This window comes from Photobacterium sanguinicancri (assembly GCF_002265265.1).
Classification (GTDB): Bacteria; Pseudomonadota; Gammaproteobacteria; order Enterobacterales; family Vibrionaceae; genus Photobacterium; species Photobacterium sanguinicancri.
The window spans coordinates 1-24,411 of record NZ_NOIF01000003.1; the positions used below are offsets into that span (position 1 = coordinate 1).

17 protein-coding genes are annotated in these 24,411 nt (G+C 43.5%); 6 read left to right on the top strand and 11 right to left on the bottom strand.

Annotated features, from left to right (window positions below; translation table 11 throughout):
• Positions 1-57: 57 nt before the first annotated feature.
• The gene (locus tag ASV53_RS00930; protein WP_094955759.1) at positions 58-1,371 is read right to left on the bottom strand and encodes a dicarboxylate/amino acid:cation symporter; all 1,314 of its coding nucleotides are present in this window, start codon (positions 1,369-1,371) and stop codon (positions 58-60) included.
• Positions 1,372-1,946: 575 nt separating this feature from the next.
• Positions 1,947-3,995 (bottom strand): methionine--tRNA ligase, encoded by a 2,049-nt coding sequence (gene metG, locus ASV53_RS00935; protein ID WP_094955760.1) that lies wholly within the window; start codon positions 3,993-3,995, stop codon positions 1,947-1,949.
• 224 nt (positions 3,996-4,219) lie between these two features.
• On the opposite strand from metG, the gene apbC reads away from it, so the two are divergent.
• The 3 genes from apbC (at position 4,220) to ASV53_RS00950 (ending at position 8,600) form a co-directional block, all read left to right on the top strand.
• Positions 4,220-5,314, top strand: a complete 1,095-nt coding sequence (gene apbC / locus ASV53_RS00940) for an iron-sulfur cluster carrier protein ApbC (RefSeq protein ID WP_239928699.1) — start codon at positions 4,220-4,222, stop codon at positions 5,312-5,314.
• Positions 5,315-5,494: 180 nt separating this feature from the next.
• Positions 5,495-6,139, top strand: a complete 645-nt coding sequence (gene udk, locus ASV53_RS00945; protein ID WP_062688534.1) for a uridine kinase — start codon at positions 5,495-5,497, stop codon at positions 6,137-6,139.
• Positions 6,140-6,428: 289 nt separating this feature from the next.
• Positions 6,429-8,600: an AsmA family protein gene (locus ASV53_RS00950; RefSeq protein WP_094955761.1), complete on the top strand. Its 2,172-nt coding sequence runs from the start codon at positions 6,429-6,431 to the stop codon at positions 8,598-8,600.
• Between the two features lie 89 nt (positions 8,601-8,689).
• Here ASV53_RS00950 and ASV53_RS00955 read toward each other — a convergent pair whose 3' ends face one another.
• The gene (locus ASV53_RS00955) at positions 8,690-9,142 is read right to left on the bottom strand and encodes a CBS domain-containing protein (RefSeq protein ID WP_094955762.1); all 453 of its coding nucleotides are present in this window, start codon (positions 9,140-9,142) and stop codon (positions 8,690-8,692) included.
• Positions 9,143-9,410: 268 nt separating this feature from the next.
• On the opposite strand from ASV53_RS00955, the gene ASV53_RS00960 reads away from it, so the two are divergent.
• Both ASV53_RS00960 and ASV53_RS00965 read left to right on the top strand, forming a co-directional pair.
• Positions 9,411-10,469 (top strand): metal-dependent hydrolase, encoded by a 1,059-nt coding sequence (locus ASV53_RS00960; RefSeq protein ID WP_062688539.1) that lies wholly within the window; start codon positions 9,411-9,413, stop codon positions 10,467-10,469.
• Positions 10,470-10,837: 368 nt separating this feature from the next.
• Entirely contained in the window at positions 10,838-12,166 is a 1,329-nt protein-coding gene (locus ASV53_RS00965) for an anaerobic C4-dicarboxylate transporter (protein ID WP_062688540.1), read from the top strand.
• Positions 12,167-12,242: 76 nt separating this feature from the next.
• Here the strand turns inward: ASV53_RS00965 and ASV53_RS00970 are convergent, their stop codons facing one another.
• From ASV53_RS00970 to ASV53_RS00995, 6 genes are all read right to left on the bottom strand, one after another.
• The gene (locus tag ASV53_RS00970; protein ID WP_062688542.1) at positions 12,243-12,677 is read right to left on the bottom strand and encodes a phosphate-starvation-inducible protein PsiE; all 435 of its coding nucleotides are present in this window, start codon (positions 12,675-12,677) and stop codon (positions 12,243-12,245) included.
• A 189-nt stretch (positions 12,678-12,866) separates the two neighbouring features.
• The gene (locus tag ASV53_RS00975) at positions 12,867-14,228 is read right to left on the bottom strand and encodes an endonuclease/exonuclease/phosphatase family protein (protein WP_205049171.1); all 1,362 of its coding nucleotides are present in this window, start codon (positions 14,226-14,228) and stop codon (positions 12,867-12,869) included.
• 320 nt (positions 14,229-14,548) lie between these two features.
• Positions 14,549-15,154, bottom strand: a complete 606-nt coding sequence (gene cobO, locus ASV53_RS00980) for a cob(I)yrinic acid a,c-diamide adenosyltransferase (RefSeq protein ID WP_094955763.1) — start codon at positions 15,152-15,154, stop codon at positions 14,549-14,551.
• A 25-nt stretch (positions 15,155-15,179) separates the two neighbouring features.
• Positions 15,180-15,995 (bottom strand): adenosylcobinamide-GDP ribazoletransferase, encoded by an 816-nt coding sequence (locus tag ASV53_RS00985; RefSeq protein WP_239928700.1) that lies wholly within the window; start codon positions 15,993-15,995, stop codon positions 15,180-15,182.
• A complete protein-coding gene (gene cobT, locus ASV53_RS00990) occupies positions 15,992-17,020 on the bottom strand; it encodes a nicotinate-nucleotide--dimethylbenzimidazole phosphoribosyltransferase (protein WP_094955764.1) in 1,029 nt (342 codons plus the stop codon). The genes ASV53_RS00985 and cobT overlap by 4 nt, the downstream gene beginning before the upstream one ends.
• 184 nt (positions 17,021-17,204) lie before the next feature.
• Positions 17,205-18,116, bottom strand: coding sequence for a D-alanine--D-alanine ligase (locus ASV53_RS00995; RefSeq protein ID WP_162267736.1), 912 nt, complete (start codon positions 18,114-18,116; stop codon positions 17,205-17,207).
• A 96-nt stretch (positions 18,117-18,212) separates the two neighbouring features.
• Between ASV53_RS00995 and ASV53_RS01000 the strand changes: the two genes are divergently transcribed.
• Entirely contained in the window at positions 18,213-18,686 is a 474-nt protein-coding gene (locus ASV53_RS01000) for a low molecular weight protein-tyrosine-phosphatase (RefSeq protein WP_094955765.1), read from the top strand.
• A 141-nt stretch (positions 18,687-18,827) separates the two neighbouring features.
• Here ASV53_RS01000 and ASV53_RS01005 read toward each other — a convergent pair whose 3' ends face one another.
• Both ASV53_RS01005 and rne read right to left on the bottom strand, forming a co-directional pair.
• Positions 18,828-20,387, bottom strand: coding sequence for a SulP family inorganic anion transporter (locus ASV53_RS01005; RefSeq protein ID WP_062688551.1), 1,560 nt, complete (start codon positions 20,385-20,387; stop codon positions 18,828-18,830).
• A gap of 226 nt (positions 20,388-20,613) precedes the next feature.
• Entirely contained in the window at positions 20,614-23,853 is a 3,240-nt protein-coding gene (rne, locus tag ASV53_RS01010; protein WP_094955766.1) for a ribonuclease E, read from the bottom strand.
• Positions 23,854-24,411: the final 558 nt, after the last annotated feature.

Consider the following 24,411-nt stretch of genomic DNA (forward strand, 5'->3'; position numbering starts at 1 on the left):
CCCGAAGGATCTTCTTTAATCAGTATTTTTACTATCAACTAAGCGTTATTTTTTTGCTTAGCTTTGTTGTGTACTTGTGTGAAAGTGAACTTCTTCATCTTTTTCACCAGCCTTAGGGTCATTGAAACGTGCGATGTCCATTTCATTTTCTGTCTTAGCTACAATACAAGTTACTACACTGTCACCTGTGATATTAACCGCAGTACGGATCATATCTAGCAGGCGATCAACACCCATGATAAGTGCAATGCCTTCAACAGGAAGACCAACTTGGTTCAGTACCATTGCTAGCATGATCAAACCAACACCTGGTACACCAGCTGTACCCACTGAGGCTAACGTAGCTGTCATAATTACGGCAAGGTAATCGCTCATCGTCAGATCGATATTAAATGCCTGGGCGATAAAGACTGTTGCTACACCCTGCATGATCGCTGTGCCATCCATATTGATGGTTGCGCCTAGCGGTACGGTAAAAGAGGCGATTTTGTTATTAACGCCTAAGCGTTTAGTCGCTGTTTCCATGGTAACAGGGATAGTGGCATTCGAAGATGCAGTAGAGAACGCAAACATGATTGCATCTTCCATCTTCTTCAAAAACACTTTCGGGCTCAGACCTGTAAATGTTTTCAGCATGATACTGTAAGTAACTAGTCCATGGATCAGTAGCGTTGCGGTTAGCACCATGAAGTATTCAAACAGGTTGAAAATAGCGTCTAGCCCTAAGCCTGTGAACAATTTAGCCATTAGGAAGAATACACCGTAAGGTGCAACGTTCATTAGTAAAGCAACCAACTTCATGATGACTTCATTTAAGTCAGAGAAGATACTTGCTAAACGTTCGCCAGCTGAACCAGCAGCGCTGATGGCAACACCGAATAGAATCGCAAAGACGATAATTTGTAGCGTATTACCTTGTGCCATCGAATTGATAGGGTTGGTTGGGAACATACCAACAATCACATCCCCAAGAGATGGTGCTTCTTTTGAAGCAAAGGTTGTAGCTGCGGTTAGATCGGCGCCGGCCCCTGGTTGGAAAATATTGCCCATAGTAAGAGCTAGGGTAATCGCAATAGCCGTTGTCATTAAGTAGAACGCCACTGTTTTACCACCTAGGCGTCCTAATGTACTGATATCTTTTAGTGAGCTAGTACCACACACCAGTGATACGAAGACAAGTGGAACAACAAGCATCTTCAAGCTAGCAATAAAAATTTTACCACCCACGTCAAATAGTCCATTTACTAAGTACTCATGGACAAAAGAGGTTTCTGCAAAAAGGGAGCGAATGATAAAACCAGTCATTATGCCTAACAGCATGCCGAGAATTACACGGCCAGTTAGGGATAATTTCTTTTTATTTGTATTCATTATTGGAATACTCCTTATAATTATTCACTAGAAAAATCGTTTTTCTAAGTGCGGAGCAGGTTATCAGTAGTTTGGGTGTTAAAGCGAAGTGAAATTCCAAGCGGAGTTCAAAGTTCTGTTTGCGATCACGTTTTTGTCATCAGAACGGCATGTTGAAAACGGTATTTTTAACCAAAAATTAACGAGTGTTATGCTTTAAATTAATGTTCGGCGATATTTTGACCATTAATCAGAGCGTATTATATAAATAATAGTGCCCTAGTATGGGTTTTTAGATACGGTTGTAACAAATGGTTCTGATGGTGTAAAACTCTGTTTTGGTTTGCTGATATAGGTATGTATATACTATAGGTGTGCTGTTGTATGAATGTTAAAGCAAAGCTGTGTTAACAAGTCATAAAAAGGCGGGATTCAAAATGTGCATAATTGACCACGATTATGCTTGTAACTATATGTTTCCAAATGCCCTCGTTAGCTGCTTATTTAAAGTTATCTGTGTAAACCATTTTTTATCTCGTGTTTTTACAGACAATAAAAAAGGAGCCGAAGCTCCTTTTTATATGATGATGTGATGACTACATCACACGCATACCAGGCTGTGCACCTTCGTGTGGTTCAAGGATCCAAAGATCTTTACCACCAGGGCCTGCCGCAAGGATCATACCTTCTGACATGCCAAACTTCATCTTACGAGGTTTTAGGTTAGCAACCATGACAGTGTGCTTACCAATAAGCTCTTCAGGTGTATATGCTGATTTAATACCAGAGAATACCTGACGCATTTCACCACCAATGTCCAATTGGAACTTCAGCAGCTTGTTCGCTTTTGGTACTTCTTCACAAGAAACGATCTTAGCGATACGCATATCCACTTTAGCGAAGTCGTCGAACTCGATTTCAGCTTCAATAGGCTCATCATCTAGTGGGCCTTTTGTTGCGGCTTCTGCTTGTGCTTTTGCTGCTTGCTCTGCGGCTGCATCTTCTTTCGATGCTTCAACCATCGCTTCAACGTGTTTAGGATCGATACGGTTGAATAGCGCTTTAAACTTAGTCACTTCGTGATCAGTTAGTGGCTGTGCAACGCCTTCCCACGTTAGGGTTTCATTTAGGAAACCTTCTGTACGTTCAGCAAGCTTAGGCATAACTGGTTTCAGGTATGTCATTAGTACGCGGAACAAGTTAATACCTACAGAACAGATTTCTTGTAGTTCTTGGTCTTTACCTTCTTGTTTTGCAACAACCCAAGGTGCTTTTTCATCAACGTATTGGTTAGCTTTATCAGCTAGCGCTGTGATTTCGCGAATAGCACGGCTAAATTCACGTCCTTCGTATAGCTCAGCAATACGATCAGCAGCGCCTGCAAATTCAGCGTATAGCTCAGGCTCTACGAAGTCAGCAGATAGCTTACCTTCAAAGCGTTTAGCAATGAAACCAGCATTACGTGACGCTAGGTTAACAATCTTGTTCACCACATCGCTGTTAACACGCTGTGTGAAATCTTCAAGGTTAAGGTCTAGGTCATCAATACGGTTATTTAGTTTCGCTGCGTAGTAGTAACGTAGGCATTCTGGGTCTAAATGCTCTAAGTAAGTGCCTGCTTTAATGAAGGTACCTTTAGACTTAGACATTTTTGCGCCGTTTACAGTTACGTAACCGTGTACGTAAACATTATTCGGCTTACGGAAACCTGCGCCTTCAAGCATTGCTGGCCAGAATAGGCTGTGGAAGTAAACAATGTCTTTACCAATGAAGTGGTAAAGCTCTGTGGTGCTGTCTTTCTTCCAGTATTCGTCAAAATCCAGATCATCACGCTTGTCACATAAGTTTTTGAATGAACCCATGTAGCCGATTGGTGCATCTAGCCAAACGTAGAAGAATTTGCCTGTTTCACCAGGGATCTCGAAACCGAAGTAAGGTGCATCGCGAGAGATATCCCACTGTTGCAGGCCAGACTCAAACCACTCTTGCATCTTGTTAGACGTTTCGTCTTGAAGTGCGCCAGATTTGGTCCACGCTTTTAGCATGTCTTCAAATTGTGGTAGGTCGAAGAAGAAGTGCTCAGAATCCTTCATGACAGGTGTCGCACCAGAAACCGCTGATTTAGGGTTAATCAGGTCTGTTGGACTGTATGTTTCGCCACAGTTATCACAGTTGTCGCCGTATTGGTCTTCTGCTTTACATTTAGGGCATGAACCTTTAACGAAACGGTCTGGTAGGAACATTTCTTTCTCAGGATCAAACAGCTGAGAGATAGTACGGCTAGTAATAAAGCCTTTTTCTTTCAGTTGTGTGTAAACAAATGAAGCTAGCTCACGGTTTTCATCTGAGTGTGTGCTGTGATAGTTACTGAAGTTAATATCGAAGCCAGCAAAGTCCGCTTGGTGTTCTTTGCTCACTTCCGCAATCATTTGCTCTGGCTCAACACCCATCTGCTGAGCCTTAAGCATGATTGGCGTACCGTGTGCATCATCTGCACAGATAAAATGAACTTCGTTGCCGCGAAGGCGTTGATAGCGCACCCAAATATCCGCTTGCACATGTTCAAGCATGTGGCCTAAGTGGATAGAACCGTTAGCGTACGGTAGGGCGCAGGTCACCAGAATTTTTCTCGGATTTGCAGCCATAATTACTTATTTCGCTCGTGATGGGTAAAAATATAGCCTTAAATAGTAACTGATGGGGAACGTATTGCCTAGCGCGTGACAAGGATATTCCCCTTAAAAAGCAGCGATAAATGCCCTTTGGTGATAGGATCTATTAAAGTGTTTGATTGTCCTATTCATAACAACAAATTAATTGGATAGAAAAACAACAATTTCATGCCAATCTGGATAACGGAGTCGTAAATATGGCGGGAAACGAGGCAGCAATGCCATTTGAAAGCATTGCAGACATTAGCCGTTGGTTGAACCATTTTGAACATCCATGGTTACCGCACGAATGGGCGGATACACCCAATATCATTTCTGTTTCAGCCGAAGGTGGCGTGACCATTACTCTACCTTTTGCATCGGCATCAATCATAGAGCTGCTTCAGCATTGGATTGTTACTCAGCAGCAGCTTCACCACCTTGCACCCAATGTTGCTTTTACCGTAACCAGTCGTGTTGCCACGTTAGCAACAGGCGATAAACAGCCGCTTAACGGTGTCAAAAACATTATCGTAGTTAGTTCTGCAAAAGGCGGGGTGGGGAAATCGACTACATCCGTTAACCTTGCTCTGGGGTTGCAACAGCAAGGAGCGAAAGTTGGTTTATTAGATGCTGATATTTATGGCCCTTCGGTCCCTATGATGTTAGGCACTGTTGACGAAAAACCACAGTCACCGAATGGCAAAATGATGATGCCAATCGAATCTTGTGGCTTATATACCAACTCGGTGGGTTATTTGGTGCCAGCAGAAAGCGCAACCATCTGGCGTGGTCCTATGGCATCAAAGGCGTTGCAACAAATCATCAGTGAAACATGGTGGCCTGATCTCGATTACTTGGTTATCGACATGCCGCCGGGTACAGGTGATATCCAGTTGACGCTTGCTCAGCAAATTCCGGTGACGGGTGCTGTGATTGTTACTACGCCGCAAGACCTTGCATTAGCTGATGCTATCAAGGGTGTGAATATGTTTGATAAGGTGGCTGTTCCTGTTTTAGGTTTGGTTGAAAATATGAGCTACCATATTTGTAGTAACTGTGGACACCATGAACCTATCTTTGGCTGTGGTGGCGCGGAGAAGATGTCGAAAGAACAGTCGATTCCACTATTGGCGCAACTTCCGCTGCATATCAAAATCCGAGAAGATATTGACCGTGGCAAACCAACGGTAGCGGCTTCGCCTGAGTCTGAACAAGCTGCGGCCTACATCCAATTAGCAGGTGAGGTAGCTAGTCGACTATATTGGACCGGTGATGCGGTAGCAGAGCAGATTACAATTCGCACAATGTAAACCATTGCGTAGCGGTAAATCGCTCATTTTTAGTTCAACTGCGCTAGGTGCGGTATTTCTACTAGCATCTAGCGATGCAACTCCCTATAATCAGGCGGTTTAATTCCCCTCAGTAGAGTGAAATACTCATGGGGTGAATGGATTTTAACCTCGCCAAAGTTGTTACAGGTGCATTCTGCTATGTCTGAAAATTCACACCAATGCGTCATTATCGGTATCGCAGGCGCGTCTGCGTCCGGTAAAAGTTTGATTGCCAGTACGGTTTACCAAGAGCTAAAAGAAAAAGTCGGCGATCATCAGATCGGTGTTATTACGGAAGATTGTTACTACAACGATCAAAGTCACCTGAGCATGGATGAGCGGGTTAAAACGAATTATGACCACCCAAGTGCGTTGGATCATAATCTTCTTAGCGATCATTTGATCCAGCTAATGAAAGGTGAAGCGGTAGAAGTACCTCAGTACAGCTACAATGAACATACTCGTATGACAGAAACGACCACGATGACACCAAAGAAAGTGATCATTTTGGAAGGTATTCTATTACTTACAGACCCACGTCTACGTGACATCATGCACGCAAGTGTATTTATGGACACACCACTAGACATCTGTTTACTTCGTCGTCTTCAACGCGATGTTGCAGAGCGTGGCCGTACAATGGAATCTGTACTGAAGCAATATCAAAAGACGGTACGCCCTATGTTTATGCAGTTTATTGAGCCGTCTAAACAGTATGCCGATATCATCGTACCGCGTGGTGGTAAAAACCGTATCGCGATTGATGTATTGAAAGCACACATTGCTAAACTACTGAAATCGTAATTGATAAAGTAGTATCGCAACACAGTGATTCAACTGAAGGCTGACAGTGTCAGCCTTTTTTGTATCTGGTGATCAAGTATTTGTATGCCTCTAGATTATGCCTTTTGGACGCCTCCATCCGTGTTATTGCAATAAAAGCAGCAATTCTGACGGCTTTTATTTTTTCTTTGATCGGATTGGTATTATTATTTGTTCTAAATACAACTATTTATCGCTTTAACTGTCGTAACGGAATGGATTATTACACCTTGGGTAATAATCGTTGTGGACGGAAAACACAGAGGACACGATGAAAAAGTTTCTTTATATACTTCTTGCGCTAGTGCTGGTGGTCGTTATTGGCATTGCGGCACTATTGGCCTTGGTTGATCCAAACCAATTCAAACCTCTGATTGCAGAGCAAGTGAAGAAAAACACTGGCCGTGAATTAGTGATTAACGGTGATATTGATTGGCGTTTCTTCCCAAGCATAGGTCTTACGCTTGGGGAAACTGAGTTTCGCAACCCTGACGGATTTGCAGAGGCGAACTTGGTTCGTTTTAGTAATGCAGATCTTTCTGTTTCTGTGATGCCGCTTCTTTCACAACAGCTGGAAATCGGTAACGTCAGTTTGAATGACGCTCGTGTGTTTATTCAAACACGTAAAGATGGTGTCAGTAACCTTGATGGTATTGGTGCGCAGAATGCAGCAGTGAAGGATTCGGCAACTCAGGATGCCGCACCAGCAGACGCTAAGCAAACAGCCGCGCAAGAGACTACAGCAGCACCAGCATCAGCTTGGACTATTAGTCTTGCGGGTGTAGAGCTAGTGAATGCCAGCGCTGTTATTCGCGATGATAAAACGGGTGCACTGACAGATGTGGCTCAGCTTAACTTTAGCCTAACCCGTTTTGCGCCAGGCGAGTGGGCACAAGCAGCATTCGATGTGCAAGGTAAGAATGGTGAGTTGAACTTTACTGCCAAAGGTGACACCGAGCTAATGATAGCGCCAACGCTTGATGGTGCAGAGCTAAAAGACTTGTCATTGATAGCTTCGGCAGCAGACAGCGTGAATAAAATTGAATCGGTTAGCTTAGCCATGGATCAATTTCGTATCGGTGATTGGTCAGCGCTAACGTTTAGTGCAAAGGGACAAATTCCAGATTTAGCTTTTGCTGCTGAAGGTAAAGCGCGTTTAAAACTGAGTAAGGATTTTAACCTTGCGCAGGTTGAAGGCTTAACGCTAAATAGCGACCTGAAAGGGAGTACTTTACCGCGCCCTGAGATGAAAGTAGGCCTGACGGCTGATGCTTCTTACGATGTGGCGAAAGGTTTAGCGACGTTATCTGCATTTACGACGCAAGTGGATGAAATTGGCCTAGATGGTAAAGCGTCTTTCCAAACGGCAGATATCCCTGTAATTCGTTTCGATGTTCATAGTAAGAAGATTGATTTAGATGCTTTCCTCGGGTTAGATACAGCATCGAAAAAAGCGGCAAATGATACAGCGGCTAACGATCAATCCACAGAAGGCGTAGCGTCGGGTAAACAAGCGGGTTCAACTTCGACGACAGATAAATCAAAAGAACCGGATTTATCTGCACTGAAAACACTCGATATTGCCGGTAAAGTAGCAATTGATAATTTTAAAGCGGCGAATGCCAAAGTCTCTGATGTGGTGACTGAGCTGGCGGTTAAGCTAGGTGTACTTAATCTAAAACGCTTTGATGCTAAGTTATACGGAGGTTCGATTAATGCTAAAGCGACGATTGATGCTAACGGTAAACTACCGACTTATAAAGTAACCAAGCATATTAAAGGAGTTCAAGTTCAGCCGTTGTTGATGGATGTTGCTGAATTCGAAAGCCTTGCCGGTACGGGGAATATTGATATCAAGGTGTCAGGTACTGGTTTAGCTGAAGCGCGAATTCGCCAGAATATTGCAGGCACTGTAAATATTAATTTCGCCGATGGTGCGATATACGGTGTTAACGTTGCTGAGATGATCCGTGAAGCACGTGCTACGTTGAAAGGTCAGAAAGCTGAATACGTGAAAGAAGAACGTAAAACAGACTTCTCTGCACTAACCTCGACTATGACGCTGGGTAAAGGGGTACTTTCTACCAGCAACTTACACTTAGCATCGCCGTTACTGCGTATTGACGGGGAAGGACAGACTAATTTAGTGTCAGAATCGATTGATTTCATGGTGATGACATCTGTGGTTGAATCTTCACAAGGTCAGGGTGGTAAAGACATTGATGAGCTGAAAGATCTGACCGTACCGATTGATGTGAAGGGCAACTGGACCGAGCCTAAATTTTCTCTGAACTTAAAAGAGCTTTTAAAGCGTAATAACGAGTTAGAGAAAAAAGCGGAACGTGAAGTTGAGCGTGGCTTGAAGAAGTTGCTGGGCGATAAAGCGGACGACGATAAAGTCAAAGATGCGGCAAATAAGCTATTAAAAGGTTTATTTAATTAAGTGTAACTGAATCGCTTCATCTTAAAATTGGAAAAGCTTGCTCTGAAAGGAGCAAGCTTTTTTATTATTTGTACCAAGAGGATTGGGGGTTACACCGCGGCTTTTTTCTTTTTGTTCATTTTTTGTGATTCTAAACTGTCTTGGAAAGCACGAAGTAAATCAACGGCAGACAGCATACCAACTAGGTCGCCTGTTTTATCAAAGACTGGCGCAGCACCTATGGTGTTATCTAGCAATGTTGCGACCGCTTTGGTGAGCGTGTCGTAAGTACGTACGTGGATCACATCTGTGATCATAACATCGCCAATGTGCAAATCGTCTGACAAGTCATAGTCATGGCCAATATCGGGTGTTTCATCCACCCAACCAGGCCGACGAAGCTCGCGGTCACTCACCATCCCAATCACAGTATTGTTTTGATCGATAACGGGTAAGTGGCGGATACCTTCATCTCGCATTTTGAAAAAAGCTTCTCTTAAGCCTGTTTCAGCGGTGATCGTAATCACTTTGCGTGTCATATACTCTGAGACTTTTGTCGGCATTAGCATTGTTCCTTATAGGTTTAATCAATGTGCCTCTCTAACGCTAACGAAAAGTATCTTGCTTAACTGCGACTCAGAGCGCGTTTTTACTTTTGGATATACTTTATTGCAAAGTGGTTAATCATTCAGCAGATCCTATTTGATATCAGTTACAGGTTTTATTTACTACTGGGATGATGATGAAATTTGTTATCATTTCGTTACGTCGGACAGCTAGCTAAAGTAAGTATCTATGAATGCACTTGCTTTAGTATTAAAGGAGATAAACTTGGATTCAGTTACACAAGCGGCATTAGGTGCTGCTGTCGCCGGCCTTATTGCAGGGAAGAAGTGCTCGCCTAAAGTCTTACTCGCAGGTGCTGCGCTTGGGACCATTCCTGATCTGGATGTATTTATTCATTATGGCGATCCTGTATCTGACATGGTGAAGCATCGTGGCTTTAGCCATTCCATTTTTGTGCTTCTCCCTTTTTCGTGGTTATTAGCGCTAGCTTGGCAGCGATTTAAACCAACCCAGTTTTCTTTTATGCATTTGTGGCTGTTAGTGGCCGCTTGTTTAATTACGCATCCATTGTTGGATTCATTCACTTCTTATGGCACTCAGCTGCTCTGGCCGTTGTCCGCAAGTATTGCGGTATCCAGTATTTTTATTATTGACCCTATTTATACCGTGCCATTGGTTATCATGGTCCTTGCCAGTTTATTGTGGCGGGAAAAAGGGGCAAAGCTCTGTGGTATTGGATTAGGCTTATCGTCGCTGTATTTAGCTTGGTCAGTTTTTGCATTATCGACAATAGAAAATAGAGTTGAGAACCAATTGGTTGGTACTAACTTGGAATCGCAACCTGTCTTTATTGCTCCCACACCATTAAATACTGTGCTTTGGCGGGTGGTGGTGCTTGATGGTGGTACGTATTGGGAAGGGTTAACCTCGCTACTGGATGACAATCCTCATATTGATTTTATTGCGAAAGAACGTGGTGAATGGCCTTTAGCGGATAAGCCACAACATTTAAAGATGCTAGAACAATTTACCCAAGACTTTGTGAAATATCAGCAAATTGATAATGCGCTAACCGTTACAGATCTGCGACTCGGTGTCGCTCAGTATTTGCCTTTCAGTTTTCAGTTTGCTGAGAAAAATACGGTCCAGGAATGGCAGTTCGGTTTGCCAGCCGCGATTGAATCACCCGATGTACGTATAAAACATGTCCCTGCACTGTGGTTGCGCTTATTGGGTAATCAGGCGATCGATGCAAATTTATGCCATGAAGCTGAATGTCCTAAAATGGATAAGTCTGATGAAACAGCAATAATTGCAGGTTAATAACCTTCGAGATTATTAACAAATGAGTTGTTACACTTTGTAGCACATTAAAGTGTAACGGCTCATTTCTAATCCATTCGTTGCATAGTGATAGTTTTGTATTTTAACAAGCACATAAATTTCACCGCGCTAAATGTTGCGAGTTATTAACTTTAAAGTAAAGAAACCAATCAAAACATGTAGCGGATGTGAAATTACAGCACGTTGTTTTTAAGGAAGTGCTCACATAACCGTTGCATATTATTTTTATAATTTCTCAATTTGATATTTATCAATAGCTCAGCGCAATTGTGCTGGCAATCTACCTATATAGTATTAACGGCTTCGTTGTGAAGCTGACATTTAATCGATATAGGGAGATAACGAGCATGTTGTATTTGGAATTTTTATTCCTGTTGCTTGTGTTGTATGCAGGTAGCCGCTTTGGTGGTATAGGTTTGGGTGTGGTATCGGGCTTAGGCTTGGTTGTTGAAGTCTTTATTTTTAGAATGCCACCGACATCACCACCAATTACAGTAATGTTGATTATTTTAGCCGTGGTGACTTGTGCTTCTATTCTAGAAGCTGCTGGTGGCTTAAAGTACATGCTTCAAGTTGCTGAACGTATTCTTCGTAGCAATCCGAAGCGCGTTACTATTCTTGGTCCCTTAGTGACTTACACCATGACATTCATGTTGGGTACGGGCCATGCTGTTTACTCAATTATGCCAATCATTGGTGATGTTGCGTTAAAAAATGGCATTCGTCCTGAGCGCCCAATGGCTGCATCTTCTGTTGCTTCCCAGTTAGCCATTACCGCGAGTCCAATCTCTGCTGCAGTTGTGTATTACCTTGCACAGTTATCAGGTATTAATGAAAGCATTCACTTACTGACTATTTTGATGGTAACAGTGCCTTCAACGCTACTTGGTACAATTTTACTGTCGCTATACAGCCTACGTCGCGGTAAAGAGCTTGAGGATGATCCTGAGTACCAGCGTCGTTTGGAAGATCCAATTTGGCGTGAAAAAATTCTTCATACAACATCAACGTCACTGGATGAAAAACTACCGACATCTGCTAAGCACGCAGTGCTGCTATTTGTTCTTGCTCTAGTGTCGATTGTTATTGTCGCTATGGTGCCAGAGATCCGCACTATCGGTGATGCTAAGCCAATTTCAATGTCTTTGATTATTCAGATGATGATGCTGGCGTTTGGTGGCTTGATCTTGCTCGTGACACGTACGAACGTACAGAAAGTACCAGAAGGTGTGGTGTTTAAATCAGGGATGGTCGCAGCTATCGCAATCTTCGGTATTGCGTGGATGAGTGATACTTACTTCCAGTATGCAATGCCTTCGTTTAAGTCTGGTATTACAGAAATGGTACAAGGCTACCCTTGGACATTCGCACTAGCGCTATTCATTGTTTCTGTTGTGGTAAACAGCCAAGCAGCAACTGCACGTATGATGCTGCCTGTTGGTATGGCAATGGGTTTAAACCCTGCATTATTGATTGGTTTGATGCCAGCAACTTACGGTTATTTCTTCATTCCTAACTACCCATCAGATATTGCGACATGTAACTTTGATGTGACGGGTACAACGAAGATTGGTAAGTACTACTTTAACCACAGTTTCATGGTGCCGGGTCTTATTGGTGTCGTGTCGGCGTGTTGTATCGGTTACACCATTGCACAAGTAGTTGTTCCAAGCTAATCGCTTAACTTGATTGATAAAAAAGCGGATAACCTGATGAGGGTTATCCGCTTTTTTTATATTAAAACATCAGAAATTAATCTTCGGGTTGAATTTTAGAGGGGTCAGTCACTTGTTCGTAAGGCCAGTAGTGATGGCCAATACGTATCAGCAATGTCGCGGCGGCTAAGATAAAAGCAGCGAGGGATAGCCAAACAACAAACATGCCATCTAATTCTTTCATCCCCAATGTGATATAGCGGGCAATCGCCATTATGGCAATATAAATTGGGTAGCGTACCGGGATCTTACCGTTGGCCACAAATTGCTGAACCATCGCCAGCACTTCAAGGTAAATGAACATTAGTAAGATGTCGGTTAGCTGAATGTTTTGCTCGCTGAAAACATGGATGAACTCGTTCACCATCGCAAGTAAAGTGGCTAAGGTTATTGCAACTAATAAGATGGCTTCAAGAATATGAAACACTTTTAGAAAACGAGAGCTAAAGGCTTTAGGTAAATGTGAAGGCATGGCTTCTCCGGCACTGGTGGCGTTGATACTGATAGAGTAACGCCTTGTAATATCATGCCGTTATTATAGGAAGCTTAAGCGAAAAGCAAAGAAAAATGCGCACTATTCAAGAATAGTGAGAGGATATTTATCCCTTAAATGAAAAAGCCTCACAGTATGAGGCTTTTGTGTACAGAATAAAGTCGCGACTTATTTCGTCAGATCTAAGTCCATCCACACCATACGGTGATCTGATGTAACGCCTTTACTGGCGCCAAGTTCTTTATCAAAAACCAAGTGGTAGCCATCTTCATTACTCGATGGGAAGAATACGCCTGAATCATTAACTGCAAGGTTTGCAGATGGTATGACGTAGTCTAAGCGTAGACCAGATACACTGGTAATCGCTTCAGGGTAAAGAGTGTCGCTGTTAACAGCTTTGCAGTAACCAAGATCAAAACATTCTGGTCCACCTTTACTTGTTGGTTTGTTATCACCGATAGTGGCTTTGATGTTTACGGAAGGGCTTTTTAATAGATTATCAATCATGCGGCGATCACCATCGCCTTTTAGTGCGTCCGCATTCATGTCGCCAGCGATAACAAATTTACTACCGACAGCTAAGCCACCAGTTTTACCATTATCATCGTAGAAGTAGCTTTTGGCGTTAATGTAATCATTCCAGAATTTTAACTCAGCGCGATTATGTTCATAGTTATGGTTCGCTACGTTGTTAAAAATTGGTGGAGCAGGGTGAGATACCAAGAAGTGTATGACTTCATTACCCGCGGGTGTAGGAATAACTAAAGGCACATCAACATGGTTTTTTGATGACAAAGGCATTTGTTGCCATGCTTCATCTGTGTACCAAGCATCACCTTCTTTCATGCCTGTTGGGCAACCTGTCTTACTCAGTTTACAGTCAACAATGGTGATATTTTTCTCATCTGGCATATCTTTCCATTTGAAGTTTTGGAAAGTACGAACATTTTTTTCATCAATTTCAAACTGAGAGAAAATAGCGAACGCATACTGACCGTGATAGCCACCAAAGCCCCACGCATCATTATTAACGTCAGTTTTCTTGCCATCTCGGTCTAAGTCAAACCCGCTGGCTTTACCTGTGTTAGTAGCAATGTTTTTCTTGAACTTAAAGCTAATCGGACGTTGATCGTTTTGGCTGTATGCTAAGTAATTATCATGGAATCCATTAATGGCCGTCATATCTTCGCCAGTACCATCGTTATTGAACTCAGCCAATACAAATGCATTAGGACGAACACGCTGAATAGTTTCGGCAACGTTGCGAATTTGGATAATACGTTTAGCTGTCGTTTTTTGATCTTCCGTTAATTTCTCTGGCGACTGATTGAACATGTTGATTAAGTTGCTTTGTTCTGTACGACTCATCGACATCTCACTCGCGAGGATCTCATAAGTTGCTCGATCAAAAGACAAATTGTAAGTCGCGAAGCGAGCGGCAGAGTATTCAGGGTCTGTATTATTGCTATTACAGCCAGTCAGTGCCGCGAGAGTAATTGAAGCAGCAATAAGCGATCTTTTTAAAAACATTATCGTATTCACATCTATGGTTTGATGTGATGCAGGCTATAGAATTAATGGGTTTCTTTCTGTTGGTCGTCAGAAAAATGAGAGCAAGATCAATTGGTAATGTGATGTTTGTTTGAAATCCGATCTAATTGATAGTCTTATAGCTAACTAGTTGATTGTTAATTGTTCATGCAAGCGTTTGCTTTGATATGTTGTCGCTAGATACCGTGTTTAAAATTGAGCGACTATCGTGGATAGAGTTGGGTAAGTAATAAGCCACGAGGAGGTGGCTTTATACGAGGAAGTATATATCAAAATTTCAGGCGTAAATTACACAACGGCTACCAATCGACACCTTTACGTGCCTTGATACCATTCTCGAATGCATGCTTGATACTGCGTACTTCTGATACCGTATCAGCGACCTCGATTAAATCACGATGTGCTGCACGACCTGTAATGATTACTGATTGAGTTGCTGGACGCTGTGAAATGGCGGTAAGAACGTCTTCTAACTCAACATAACCATAATTGACCATGTAAGTCATCTCATCTAAAAGCACTAAATCGTAGCTTTCATCTGCTAGCATCTTTTTACATTCAGCCCAGGTTGTTTGCGCTGCCTGTTTATCGGCTTCTTTATTTTGTGTTTCCCATGTAAAGCCTGTAGCCATAACGGCAAAGGTGACATTATGCTGTTCGAGTAAATTACGCTCTCCGCAATCCCATGTGCCTTTAATAAATTGACCGACACCGCATCGTAAACCGTGACCAACTGCGCGTGCGACGGTGCCAAATCCTGATGTCGATTTTCCTTTACCGTTACCTGTGATGATGAGGAATAGTCCCTTCTCAATTTGGGCGGCATCGATTTTAGCATCAACACTTTCTTTTACTTTTTGTTGGCGTGCTTTGTAGCGTTCATCTTTTTGATTTTGATCGGCCATGTTACTTCCTTTTCGTTGTCGCTATTTAGTATGTAGTGAAGAACGCTAATAACGCGAGATAGCCCGCGAGTTCACTTAATTGTTGCGTTGCCCCTAAACAGTCACCTGTATACCCGCCAAGTTGTTGCTTAAACCAAAGGCCGCAGATATAGCGGGTTAGGGTAAGAACAGCGAAGAGCGTGATGGCAAGGCTAAGTGGGAATAACAGTAATATAAAGCAACCAGTAAAGATTAAAACCCACAGTTCACAAGGGCTTTGCTGATTTGCCAACGGTTTAACTTTACTATTTTGGTCGGCTCTTACATACGGGTATGAAAAGATCAAACTGGCAGCACTAATGCGGCTTAGCCCATGGAGTGCAAAAAGTGCGATAGCTGGATAGATAGCGTCAAGGTCAGCGAGCGAACTCAGCACTAGCCATTTAAAGACGAGCATCATTATCAGCGCGGCTGCACCGTATGTACCTAACCGTGAATCTTTCATAATGTCGAGCTTTTGTTCTACTGTCCAGCCACCACCAAAGCCATCGAAAACATCAGCAAGGCCATCTTCATGAAAAGCCCCCGTCACAAGTAGGCTAATAACCATCGCAAACCCTACTGCAATGTTAGCTGGAAAGATCTGGATAGCTAACACATACACTAAGGCGCTGATTAAGCCGACAATGCAGCCAACTAAGCCAAAATAGCGGTTGGCTTTATTGAGACGTTCGCTGGAGTAAGGCGTGTCTTTGGGGACTGGGATGCGAGTAAAAAAGGCTAACGCAACCAAGAAGATTTCCCACTGCAGTTTAATGTGTACTTTTATTGTTTGTGGGGAAGCTTCTATTGGTGAGCTCACACTGTTACTCCCGCTTGTTCAAAGCTTGCCATGTCATTATAAAATGCACAGGCAGAGCGAATGAGTGGTAATGAAAGAGCGGCGCCAGTCCCTTCGCCTAAACGTAAACCAAGGCTTAAAAGTGGCGATGCATCAAGATGGTTCAACATGCGTTGGTGACCCGCTTCTTGAGAACAATGGCAAAAGATGAAATAGGCTTTGGCTGCTGGGTACATTTCGACGGCTAGCATTGCTGCTGCTGTAGCAATAAAACCATCGACTAGTACCACCATTTTATTTTCTGCGGCTTTTAACATCCCACCGACTATCTGTGCGATCTCGAAGCCACCGACAGCCGTTAAGATTGATATGGGGTCTACCATTGACGCTTGATGACGATTCAGGCCTTGGGTGATCAGTTGTTCTTTTAAAGAAAGCTGCTGATCATCAATCCCGGTTCCTCGACCAATACATTCATCGATGGGTAAGTTAAGAATACTCGCCATAATGGCTGTTGCGCTGCTGGTATTTCCGATCCCCATTTCACCAAAAGCGACCAAGTTTGTACCCTGTTGGTAAACATTATTTACCGCATTTGCACCATATTCAATTGCAGTAATAGCTTGCTCACGACTCATGGCGTTTTGCTGGCTAAAGTCGAGAGTACCTGCGGCAATACGTTGTTTTAGGAGCATTGGGTGGTCGTCAGGTTCGACTAATATTCCCGCATCGATCACCATCATCGCCATATCGTTACTACGACAAAAGCAGTTAATAGCGGCACCACCATGAAGGAAGTTGGCTACCATTTGCTGGGTGACAGCTTGTGGCGCAATGCTAATACCGTGGGCTGCAATACCGTGATCTGCGGCGAAAACCAACATGTAAGGCTGTTCAATAGACAGTTTTTCATTCTGTTGAATTAACGCGATTTGCTCTGCAATATTTTCAAGTTGGCCGAGCGATCCTAATGGTTTTGTTTTGGTGTTGATTTTGTGCTGGATGGCATCTTGGTTTGCTGATGATGGAAGGGTAATGGTAAACATGCTGGCAAATTCCTTGTTAATACGCGTCTAAGGATTTTGCGGCAGCCATAGATTTAAGGCAATGTAAAACGGGAGTTTTTTATCAGTTTCAAACAAAAGCAACGAACGGAACATTCATGCATTGGGAGTGGTAATGAATAAGTGACACTCCCAATGGGTTATCAATAATTATGTCACTATATGATTAGTGACTATTTAAGATCGCGTCGACAGTGTCATCGTAGTTAAGCCCGACCTGTTGGCTGGCTAGTGGAAACACACTACGCTTAGTCATGCCAGGGATTGTATTGACTTCAATGGCATAGAAAAAACCATCTGGGTCGGCCATGATATCAACGCGTCCCCAGCCTGAAGCTCCGACACTTTCGAATGCGCGAGCAGCCAGTGAACGAATGGTTTTCTCTTGCTCTTCGGTTAAATTTGCTGGGCAGTAATATTGTGTATCTGCAGCACTGAATTTAGCGTCATGATCGAAGAAAGAATGCGAGTGATCGATTTCAACGGCTGGTAGTGCGACACCGTTAAGTAAACTGACGGTAAATTCACGGCCATGAACGTAGTCTTCAATAATAACGGTATCTTCATACTTGAAAGCTTCATCTACGAAGAATTTCAACTCATCTAAATCGTTAGCTTGGTTAATACCAATGCTACAACCTTGAGTGGTTGGTTTTACGACCACAGGAAAGGTGAAGCTATCTGCACGTTCATCTAATTGTGAGTCTGTAAAATAGGCTTTTTGTAGCTCGATAAATTGGGGAGTCGGTATGCCAGCTGCTTGCCATACTTTTTTGGTTAGTCCTTTATCTATCCCAATAGCAGATGCACGATGGTGGCTGCCGGTATAGGGAATTTTCAGCATTTTAAGCGCCGCTTGCAACGTACCATCTTCACCTATACCACCATGCAGAGCGAGAAAGGCTTTATCAATGTTATGGGCTTTAAGGCTGGTTAAGTCGAAATTTTCATCAATGTCGACAGGTACTACATCATAACCTTTACGCTGTAGTGCTGCGGATACAGCTTCTCCAGACATTAATGACACCGCGCGTTCACTTGAGCTGCCACCGTAAAGTACTGCAATTTTCTTTAACACGTTAGATTTCTCGTTATATAGTGATATAAGTGTGTAGTTACAGCAAAACTGTATGCACATATTTGTTGGGAGGCAATATTAACATTGGAGTGTTTTATGTCTAATAGTTCATACAAGATTTTAGTTATCTGTATGGGGAATATTTGTCGTTCTCCTACTGCTGAAGCGGTCTTAAAGAAAAAAGTGCGAGAACGCGGTCTTAATGTTTTTGTCGACTCAGCAGGTACCATCAGCTATCACACTGGTAGCATGCCAGATCCACGTTCGGTTGCGGCTGGGGAAGGGCGTGGTTACGACTTTTCTGGGATCACGGCACGCTCGGTTAAAGCTTCTGACTTTGAAGTGTTTGATAAAGTGTTAGTTGCAGATAGAAATAATTTAGAAGATGTACTGTCGATTTGTCCACCAGCACTGCATCATAAAATTGCATTGTTTTTGAGCTATGGAGAAGGGGAGTTGGATGAGATACCAGACCCTTATTATGGCGGAGCACGAGGCTTTGAGTATGTGTTAGATGTAGTGGAAGATGCCGCTGATTGCATACTAGATTCTATTCAAACGACTCTGTAATGATTAGGTGTATTGAGCCTAATTAGCTTGTTTTTTAGATATAAAAACGCCCGCAATAGCGGGCGTTTTTGTAACTTACGTTGTAGCTGATTACACAACAAAATGGTTAAACAGGTTAACGCTCTTGTCTAGCAAGCCAGATTAACCACCCAGGGTATCTGTTGCTACTTTGTAAGTTGGATCTTCCATTAGGTTCACTTCTACCAAGTTGCCCGCTTTTTTTAGTAGCGAGCGACATTCTTGGCTAAGGTGGCGAATATGAAGCGTCTTGCCTTGGCGTGCATAGCGCTCAGCAATCGTATCAATGGCTTCAATTGCAGAGTGATCCGATACTCGTGATTTTGCAAAATCAATAATCACATCTTTCGGGTCGTTTTTAGCATCGAATAGCTCAAGGAAATGCGAGGCTGAACCGAAGAACAGTGGTCCATTCACTTCATACACTTTAGTGCCGCTTTCATCTGTGTGTGTTGCTGCGTAAATGTGTTTTGCATGTTCCCAAGCAAAGACAAGTGCAGAGTAGATAACACCGACAATAACAGCTAATGCAAGGTCAGCAGCAACAGTGACGCAAGTAACCAAGATGATTGCAAAGAAATCATGCTTAGGTACTTTACGTAGCATCTTAAGGCTTGCCCATTCAAACGTACCGATCACAACCATGAACATCACACCCACAAGCGCAGCTAGTGGAATGATTTCGATCAGCGCGGAGCCGAATAGAATGAAGAGTAATAGACCAACAGCACCCGTAATGCCAGATAGACGACCACGGCCACCAGAGTTAATGTTGATCATTGACTGACCAATCATCGCACAACCACCCATAGCGCCAAATACTGAACAAGTTACGTTAGCCATGCCTTGGCTGACACACTCACGGTTACTTTGACCACGTGTACCTGTCATTTCATCAATAACGGTTAGCGTCAGTAGTGATTCGATTAGACCAACAGCAGCAAGTACCAATGAGTACGGTAGAATGATTTGCAGCGTTTCTAAATTGAAGCCGACTTGCGGTAGTGCAAATGTAGGTAAGTTACCTGCAAGTGTTGCATCTACATTACCACTCATCGAGCGTACAAAATCGATAACAGTACGAGAGTCTAAGCCAAGGCCATGAACCAATGCTGTCACTGTGATGATCGCAACAAGTGACGAAGGCACAGCTTTTGTGATTTTAGGTAGGAAATGGATGATGAACATCGTTAAACCTACTAGGCCCAGCATGGTGTAAAGCTCAGCACCTTGCATCCACTGAAGTGTTCCCGCTGCATCTGGCACTTTAAATTGGCCAAGTTGTGCAAGGAAAATAACAATCGCTAAGCCATTAACAAAGCCGATCATCACTGGGTGCGGTACCATTCGGATAAATTTCCCGAGTTTAAATACACCCGCGAGAATTTGCAGTATACCCGCGAGCATGACTGCGGCAAAAAGGTACTCGATACCGTGTTCAGCAACCAGGCTGACCATTACCACTGCCATTGCACCTGTCGCACCAGAAATCATACCTGGACGACCACCAAATACGGCAGTAACTAAACCAACGATAAAGGCTGCGTATAGACCAACCATAGGATCAACGTCAGCGACAAAGGCAAAAGCAACGGCTTCAGGCACTAAAGCCAGCGCTACAGTTAAGCCTGATAGAACGTCATTCTTTACAGACTGACGTGAAAATTGAGGGAATTCAAACATGTTTAATAAGGGCTGCTTTATTTTATAGAAGAGGGTATAAAGTCGCGAATCCTACAGAAAAGCCTCATTTAGTTCAACTTATATGCTGACTTATTACTGCTTTTAATATAATTCAGATGAATTAAAGTGTTGTGTAGTGATAAATCACGCTTTATATCATTTGGATGAAACGTAAACAAAAAGGCCATGCAGAAGCATGGCCTTTGTTTATAGCTTGATGCACGTATTAGCTAAGCATAGTGCTTGCCATTGGTGCAGTTGCTTTGCTAGTTGCTGTTTGGCTACCTGCTTGGCGCGCTTGTAGGCGCTCCTCACGTAATGGTGCACTTGCTACAACAACCGCTTCTGCAGTCTCAACTGGTGCAGGTGCTTTTGCCATCATCGCAACAGCATGTTTGCCTCGCGGTGATGTTACTGTTACCAGCACTTTCTCAGTCGGTGCTGCTACAGTAGCAACTTCTGCTTTAGGTTCTGCAATAACAGGCTCTTGAGCAACTTGAACTGGTGCACTTGGTGTTTCAGCAATCTCTGCTACTGGCGCTTCTTGAGCAACAACAGTTTCTGTAGCAGCTGCAATATCTTCAGTAACGGTTTCATCACGAAGAGGGAAAGCTTTACCCATTGCCAGTTCAGGCATAGCAACACCAGATAGTGCTACTGCTTCTTCAACTGCTTCAACAGGTGCTTCTACTGCTGGCGTCGCTACAGGTGCGACTTCAACCGCTGTAACTGCTGGTTTCGGTGCGCGAGCCCATACTTTGCCCATCGCCATTTCTGGAGATGCAACACCAGTGCGAGGACGAATTGCTTGAGGCTTCTCAACAACTGAAACAACATTTTCTAGATCGTTTAGCGTATCCGTGTCTTCAACAACAGCATGGCTGATAGCTTCTGAAGCAACATCTTCATCAGATGGTTGTTCAACACGCGTATCACGTAGACGACGACGGCGTTGGCCGCTTGCACGTAGATGACGAGGAGAACGACGGTTACGGCGTTGGCCACCTTCACGTTCGTTTTGTTCTGCATCTTGGTCTTGATCAACATTTTGCGCTTGTTCTTCAACAGCGTTTAGCGGAGCAGTCTCAGATTGTGCTTCTTTCGCCATTGATGTACCCATCTCTTGAAGAGGAGAGGCTACTACTGGCTGTTCAACAGTTTCTGATACTGGAGCTTCAACGATCGCTGTATCTTGTACAATTGCATTTTCTGCTTCATCAACAACACGTACTTTCTTACGAAGTTGGCGGCGTTGACGGCGTTGTTTGATCTTCGCTGTCTTCGCTTGCTCGCGTTGTTGGTCTTCAGCTTGAACGTTTTCAACAACAGCTGGTTGTGGCTCTTGTTTCTGACGTTGTTTTGGCGCTTGAGTCTCATCTTTACGAGCTGGACGTTTTTGATCTTTTACTTCTTCGTTACGAGGCGAACGTTGTTTGTTCGGCTTGTCACCTTGGGCATTGCGATCTTGACGTTCTTGCTTTTGCTTATCGTTACGGCGCTGGCGCTGTTCACCTTGGTTTTTCTCACCACGGTTGTTGCGCGGATTGCGGTTTTCACGATTTTCGCGGTTGTCATTTTCGTTGTCGTTACGCTCACCATCTTGTTGGCGATTGTTACGGCGACGGTTGTCTTTATCGCGACGGTTATTGCGGTTGTTACGGTTATTGCGGTTGTCACGACGCTGACGGTTATCTTTTTGCTCTTGTTCTTTCTTTTCAGTTTCTTGCTCAGCAGAACCAGAGAAGAAGTTAGCAATTGCAGAGAACAAACGGCTAAACAGGCCTGGTTTTTCTTCTACTGGTGCTGGCGCGGCAGCTGGTTTGGCAGCGGCTGGTTTAGCTGTAGGAGCAGGCTGTTTTGGTGCTGCAAAACCTTGAAGTACAGGCTCTTCACGTTTCTTAATGATACGCTCAGGTTGTTGTAGTTCTGCGGCTTCCGCTTCTTTCAATGCTTCCAAGTTCTTTGGAATTAAGTATGAAAGTGCATCACTTTCTTCACCACCACGAACACGTAGTACTTCGAAGTGTGGAGTTTCCATATCTGCGTTCGGCACGATGATGACACGAACATTATGGAATTTCTCGATGTGCTGAACAGAGCGACGCTTTTCGTTCAGTAGATAAGAAGCAACGGCAACAGGCACAATCGCAAGTACTTGCGCGCTATTATCTTTTAATGCTTCTTCTTCAATTAAACGAAGAATAGATAGAGCCAGTGATTCGTTATCACGAACAACACCAGTACCCGTACAACGCGGACATACATGGTGACTTGCTTCAGCCAAAGAAGGGCTTAAGCGTTGACGTGACATTTCTAGTAGACCGAAACGAGAAATACGACCAATCTGTACGCGAGCACGGTCAATACGAACGGCTTCACGTAGACGGTTTTCAACTTCACGCTGGTGACGAACTGGCGTCATATCGATAAAGTCGATAACAACTAGGCCACCAAGGTCACGTAGACGAAGTTGACGTGCAATTTCATCTGCTGCTTCAAGGTTAGTCTGTAGTGCTGTTTCTTCAATATCGCCGCCCTTTGTTGCGCGAGCAGAGTTGATATCAATCGAAGTAAGCGCTTCAGTTGGGTCGATAACAATTGAGCCACCAGAAGGCAAACGAACTTCACGCTGGAACGCAGATTCGATTTGGCTTTCAATTTGGTAGTGGCTAAATAGTGGCACTTCACCTTCGTAGCGCTTAACACGAGATAAGAAGTCTGGGCGAACCAGCTTGATATGATCGCGTGCACGGTCGAAGATTTTCGGGCTATCAATCAGGATTTCACCGATATCACGACGCAGGTAGTCACGAATTGCGCGAGCAATAACGTTACTTTCTTGGTGAATCAGGAAAGGCGCTTCAGCTGCATCAGCGGCTTCTTTTACTGCGCTCCAGTGATTAAGTAGAACATTTAAATCCCACTCAAGCTCTTCTGCTGATTTGCCAACGCCAGCTGTACGAACAATCAGACCCATACCTTGTGGTAGTTCTAATGTGCTTAGTGCAGCTTTAAGTTGGGTACGCTCTTCACCTTCGATACGACGAGAGATACCGCCAGCACGAGGGTTATTAGGCATCAGTACAAGGTAGCTACCAGCAAGAGAGATAAAAGTAGTTAGCGCAGCACCTTTGTTGCCTCGCTCTTCTTTATCGACTTGAACGATAACTTCTTGGCCTTCATTTAACACTTCCTTGATGTTTGGACGACCTTGGTAAGTGTAGTTAGCTGGGAAGTAATCGCGCGCGATTTCTTTAAGAGGGAGGAAACCATGGCGCTCAGCACCATAATCAACGAACGCTGCTTCCAGGCTTGGTTCGATGCGCGTGATGCGACCTTTGTAGATATTTGATTTTTTAGATTCGTGGCCAGGGCTTTCGATATCAAGATCGAACAGCTTCTGCCCATCAACTAATGCGACGCGCAACTCTTCCTTCTGAGTTGCGTTAATCAACATTCTTTTCATTTTTATATACTCGTTTATTGTCGTTGTTATAGCGAGTAGATCAGAGATTCTTTATCGACGGTGCCAGACTCCAAGACTGTATATGAGTGCAGCCTCACGGCTGGGATTTCAGGAGTGCTTTTTGGCTACACTTATTAGCCAGCTGTTTCAGATGGTTAAATCAGAAAATAAACAGCCGGCATCACCACATCGACGCGGTTGTATCTACGCATCAATAAAAATTCTTTAATCAAACACGCTAATAATGCTCTAAAAACGCTTAACGTCTTACGCCATCTGCTGCGTACGAATTTAAAGCTGCATAAATATTAGTCGTTTAGGTGAGATAATCATCACCTTGTCAAATAAGTAGGCGTTTTGCCCTACTTAGTACGCAATGATAGCAGGCAGCATTTTTTGCGGCAATCTGCTTTATACCAATCCCATTACTATCAAATCATCCTTGCTGGTTAAACTCACTGATAACTGCGTTATAGATTTTGTAGGTAGAACAACTAGCTAACCGTAATCTATGCCTAGTTTTAAGTGTTTTTTCCTGCGCAATATTCTGCTTAGTTA

Bases quoted from the DNA above. Each gene is read 5' to 3' on its own strand.
- ASV53_RS00930 (WP_094955759.1), bottom strand. From the start codon at position 1,371: ATGAATACAAATAAAAAGAAATTATCCCTAACTGGCCGTGTAATTCTC.
- metG (WP_094955760.1), bottom strand. From the start codon at position 3,995: ATGGCTGCAAATCCGAGAAAAATTCTGGTGACCTGCGCCCTACCGTAC.
- apbC (WP_239928699.1), top strand. From the start codon at position 4,220: ATGGCGGGAAACGAGGCAGCAATGCCATTTGAAAGCATTGCAGACATT.
- udk (WP_062688534.1), top strand. From the start codon at position 5,495: ATGTCTGAAAATTCACACCAATGCGTCATTATCGGTATCGCAGGCGCG.
- ASV53_RS00950 (WP_094955761.1), top strand. From the start codon at position 6,429: ATGAAAAAGTTTCTTTATATACTTCTTGCGCTAGTGCTGGTGGTCGTT.
- ASV53_RS00955 (WP_094955762.1), bottom strand. From the start codon at position 9,142: ATGCCGACAAAAGTCTCAGAGTATATGACACGCAAAGTGATTACGATC.
- ASV53_RS00965 (WP_062688540.1), top strand. From the start codon at position 10,838: ATGTTGTATTTGGAATTTTTATTCCTGTTGCTTGTGTTGTATGCAGGT.
- ASV53_RS00970 (WP_062688542.1), bottom strand. From the start codon at position 12,677: ATGCCTTCACATTTACCTAAAGCCTTTAGCTCTCGTTTTCTAAAAGTG.
- ASV53_RS00975 (WP_205049171.1), bottom strand. From the start codon at position 14,228: ATGTTTTTAAAAAGATCGCTTATTGCTGCTTCAATTACTCTCGCGGCA.
- cobO (WP_094955763.1), bottom strand. From the start codon at position 15,154: ATGGCCGATCAAAATCAAAAAGATGAACGCTACAAAGCACGCCAACAA.
- cobT (WP_094955764.1), bottom strand. From the start codon at position 17,020: ATGTTTACCATTACCCTTCCATCATCAGCAAACCAAGATGCCATCCAG.
- ASV53_RS01000 (WP_094955765.1), top strand. From the start codon at position 18,213: ATGTCTAATAGTTCATACAAGATTTTAGTTATCTGTATGGGGAATATT.
- ASV53_RS01005 (WP_062688551.1), bottom strand. From the start codon at position 20,387: ATGTTTGAATTCCCTCAATTTTCACGTCAGTCTGTAAAGAATGACGTT.
- rne (WP_094955766.1), bottom strand. From the start codon at position 23,853: ATGAAAAGAATGTTGATTAACGCAACTCAGAAGGAAGAGTTGCGCGTC.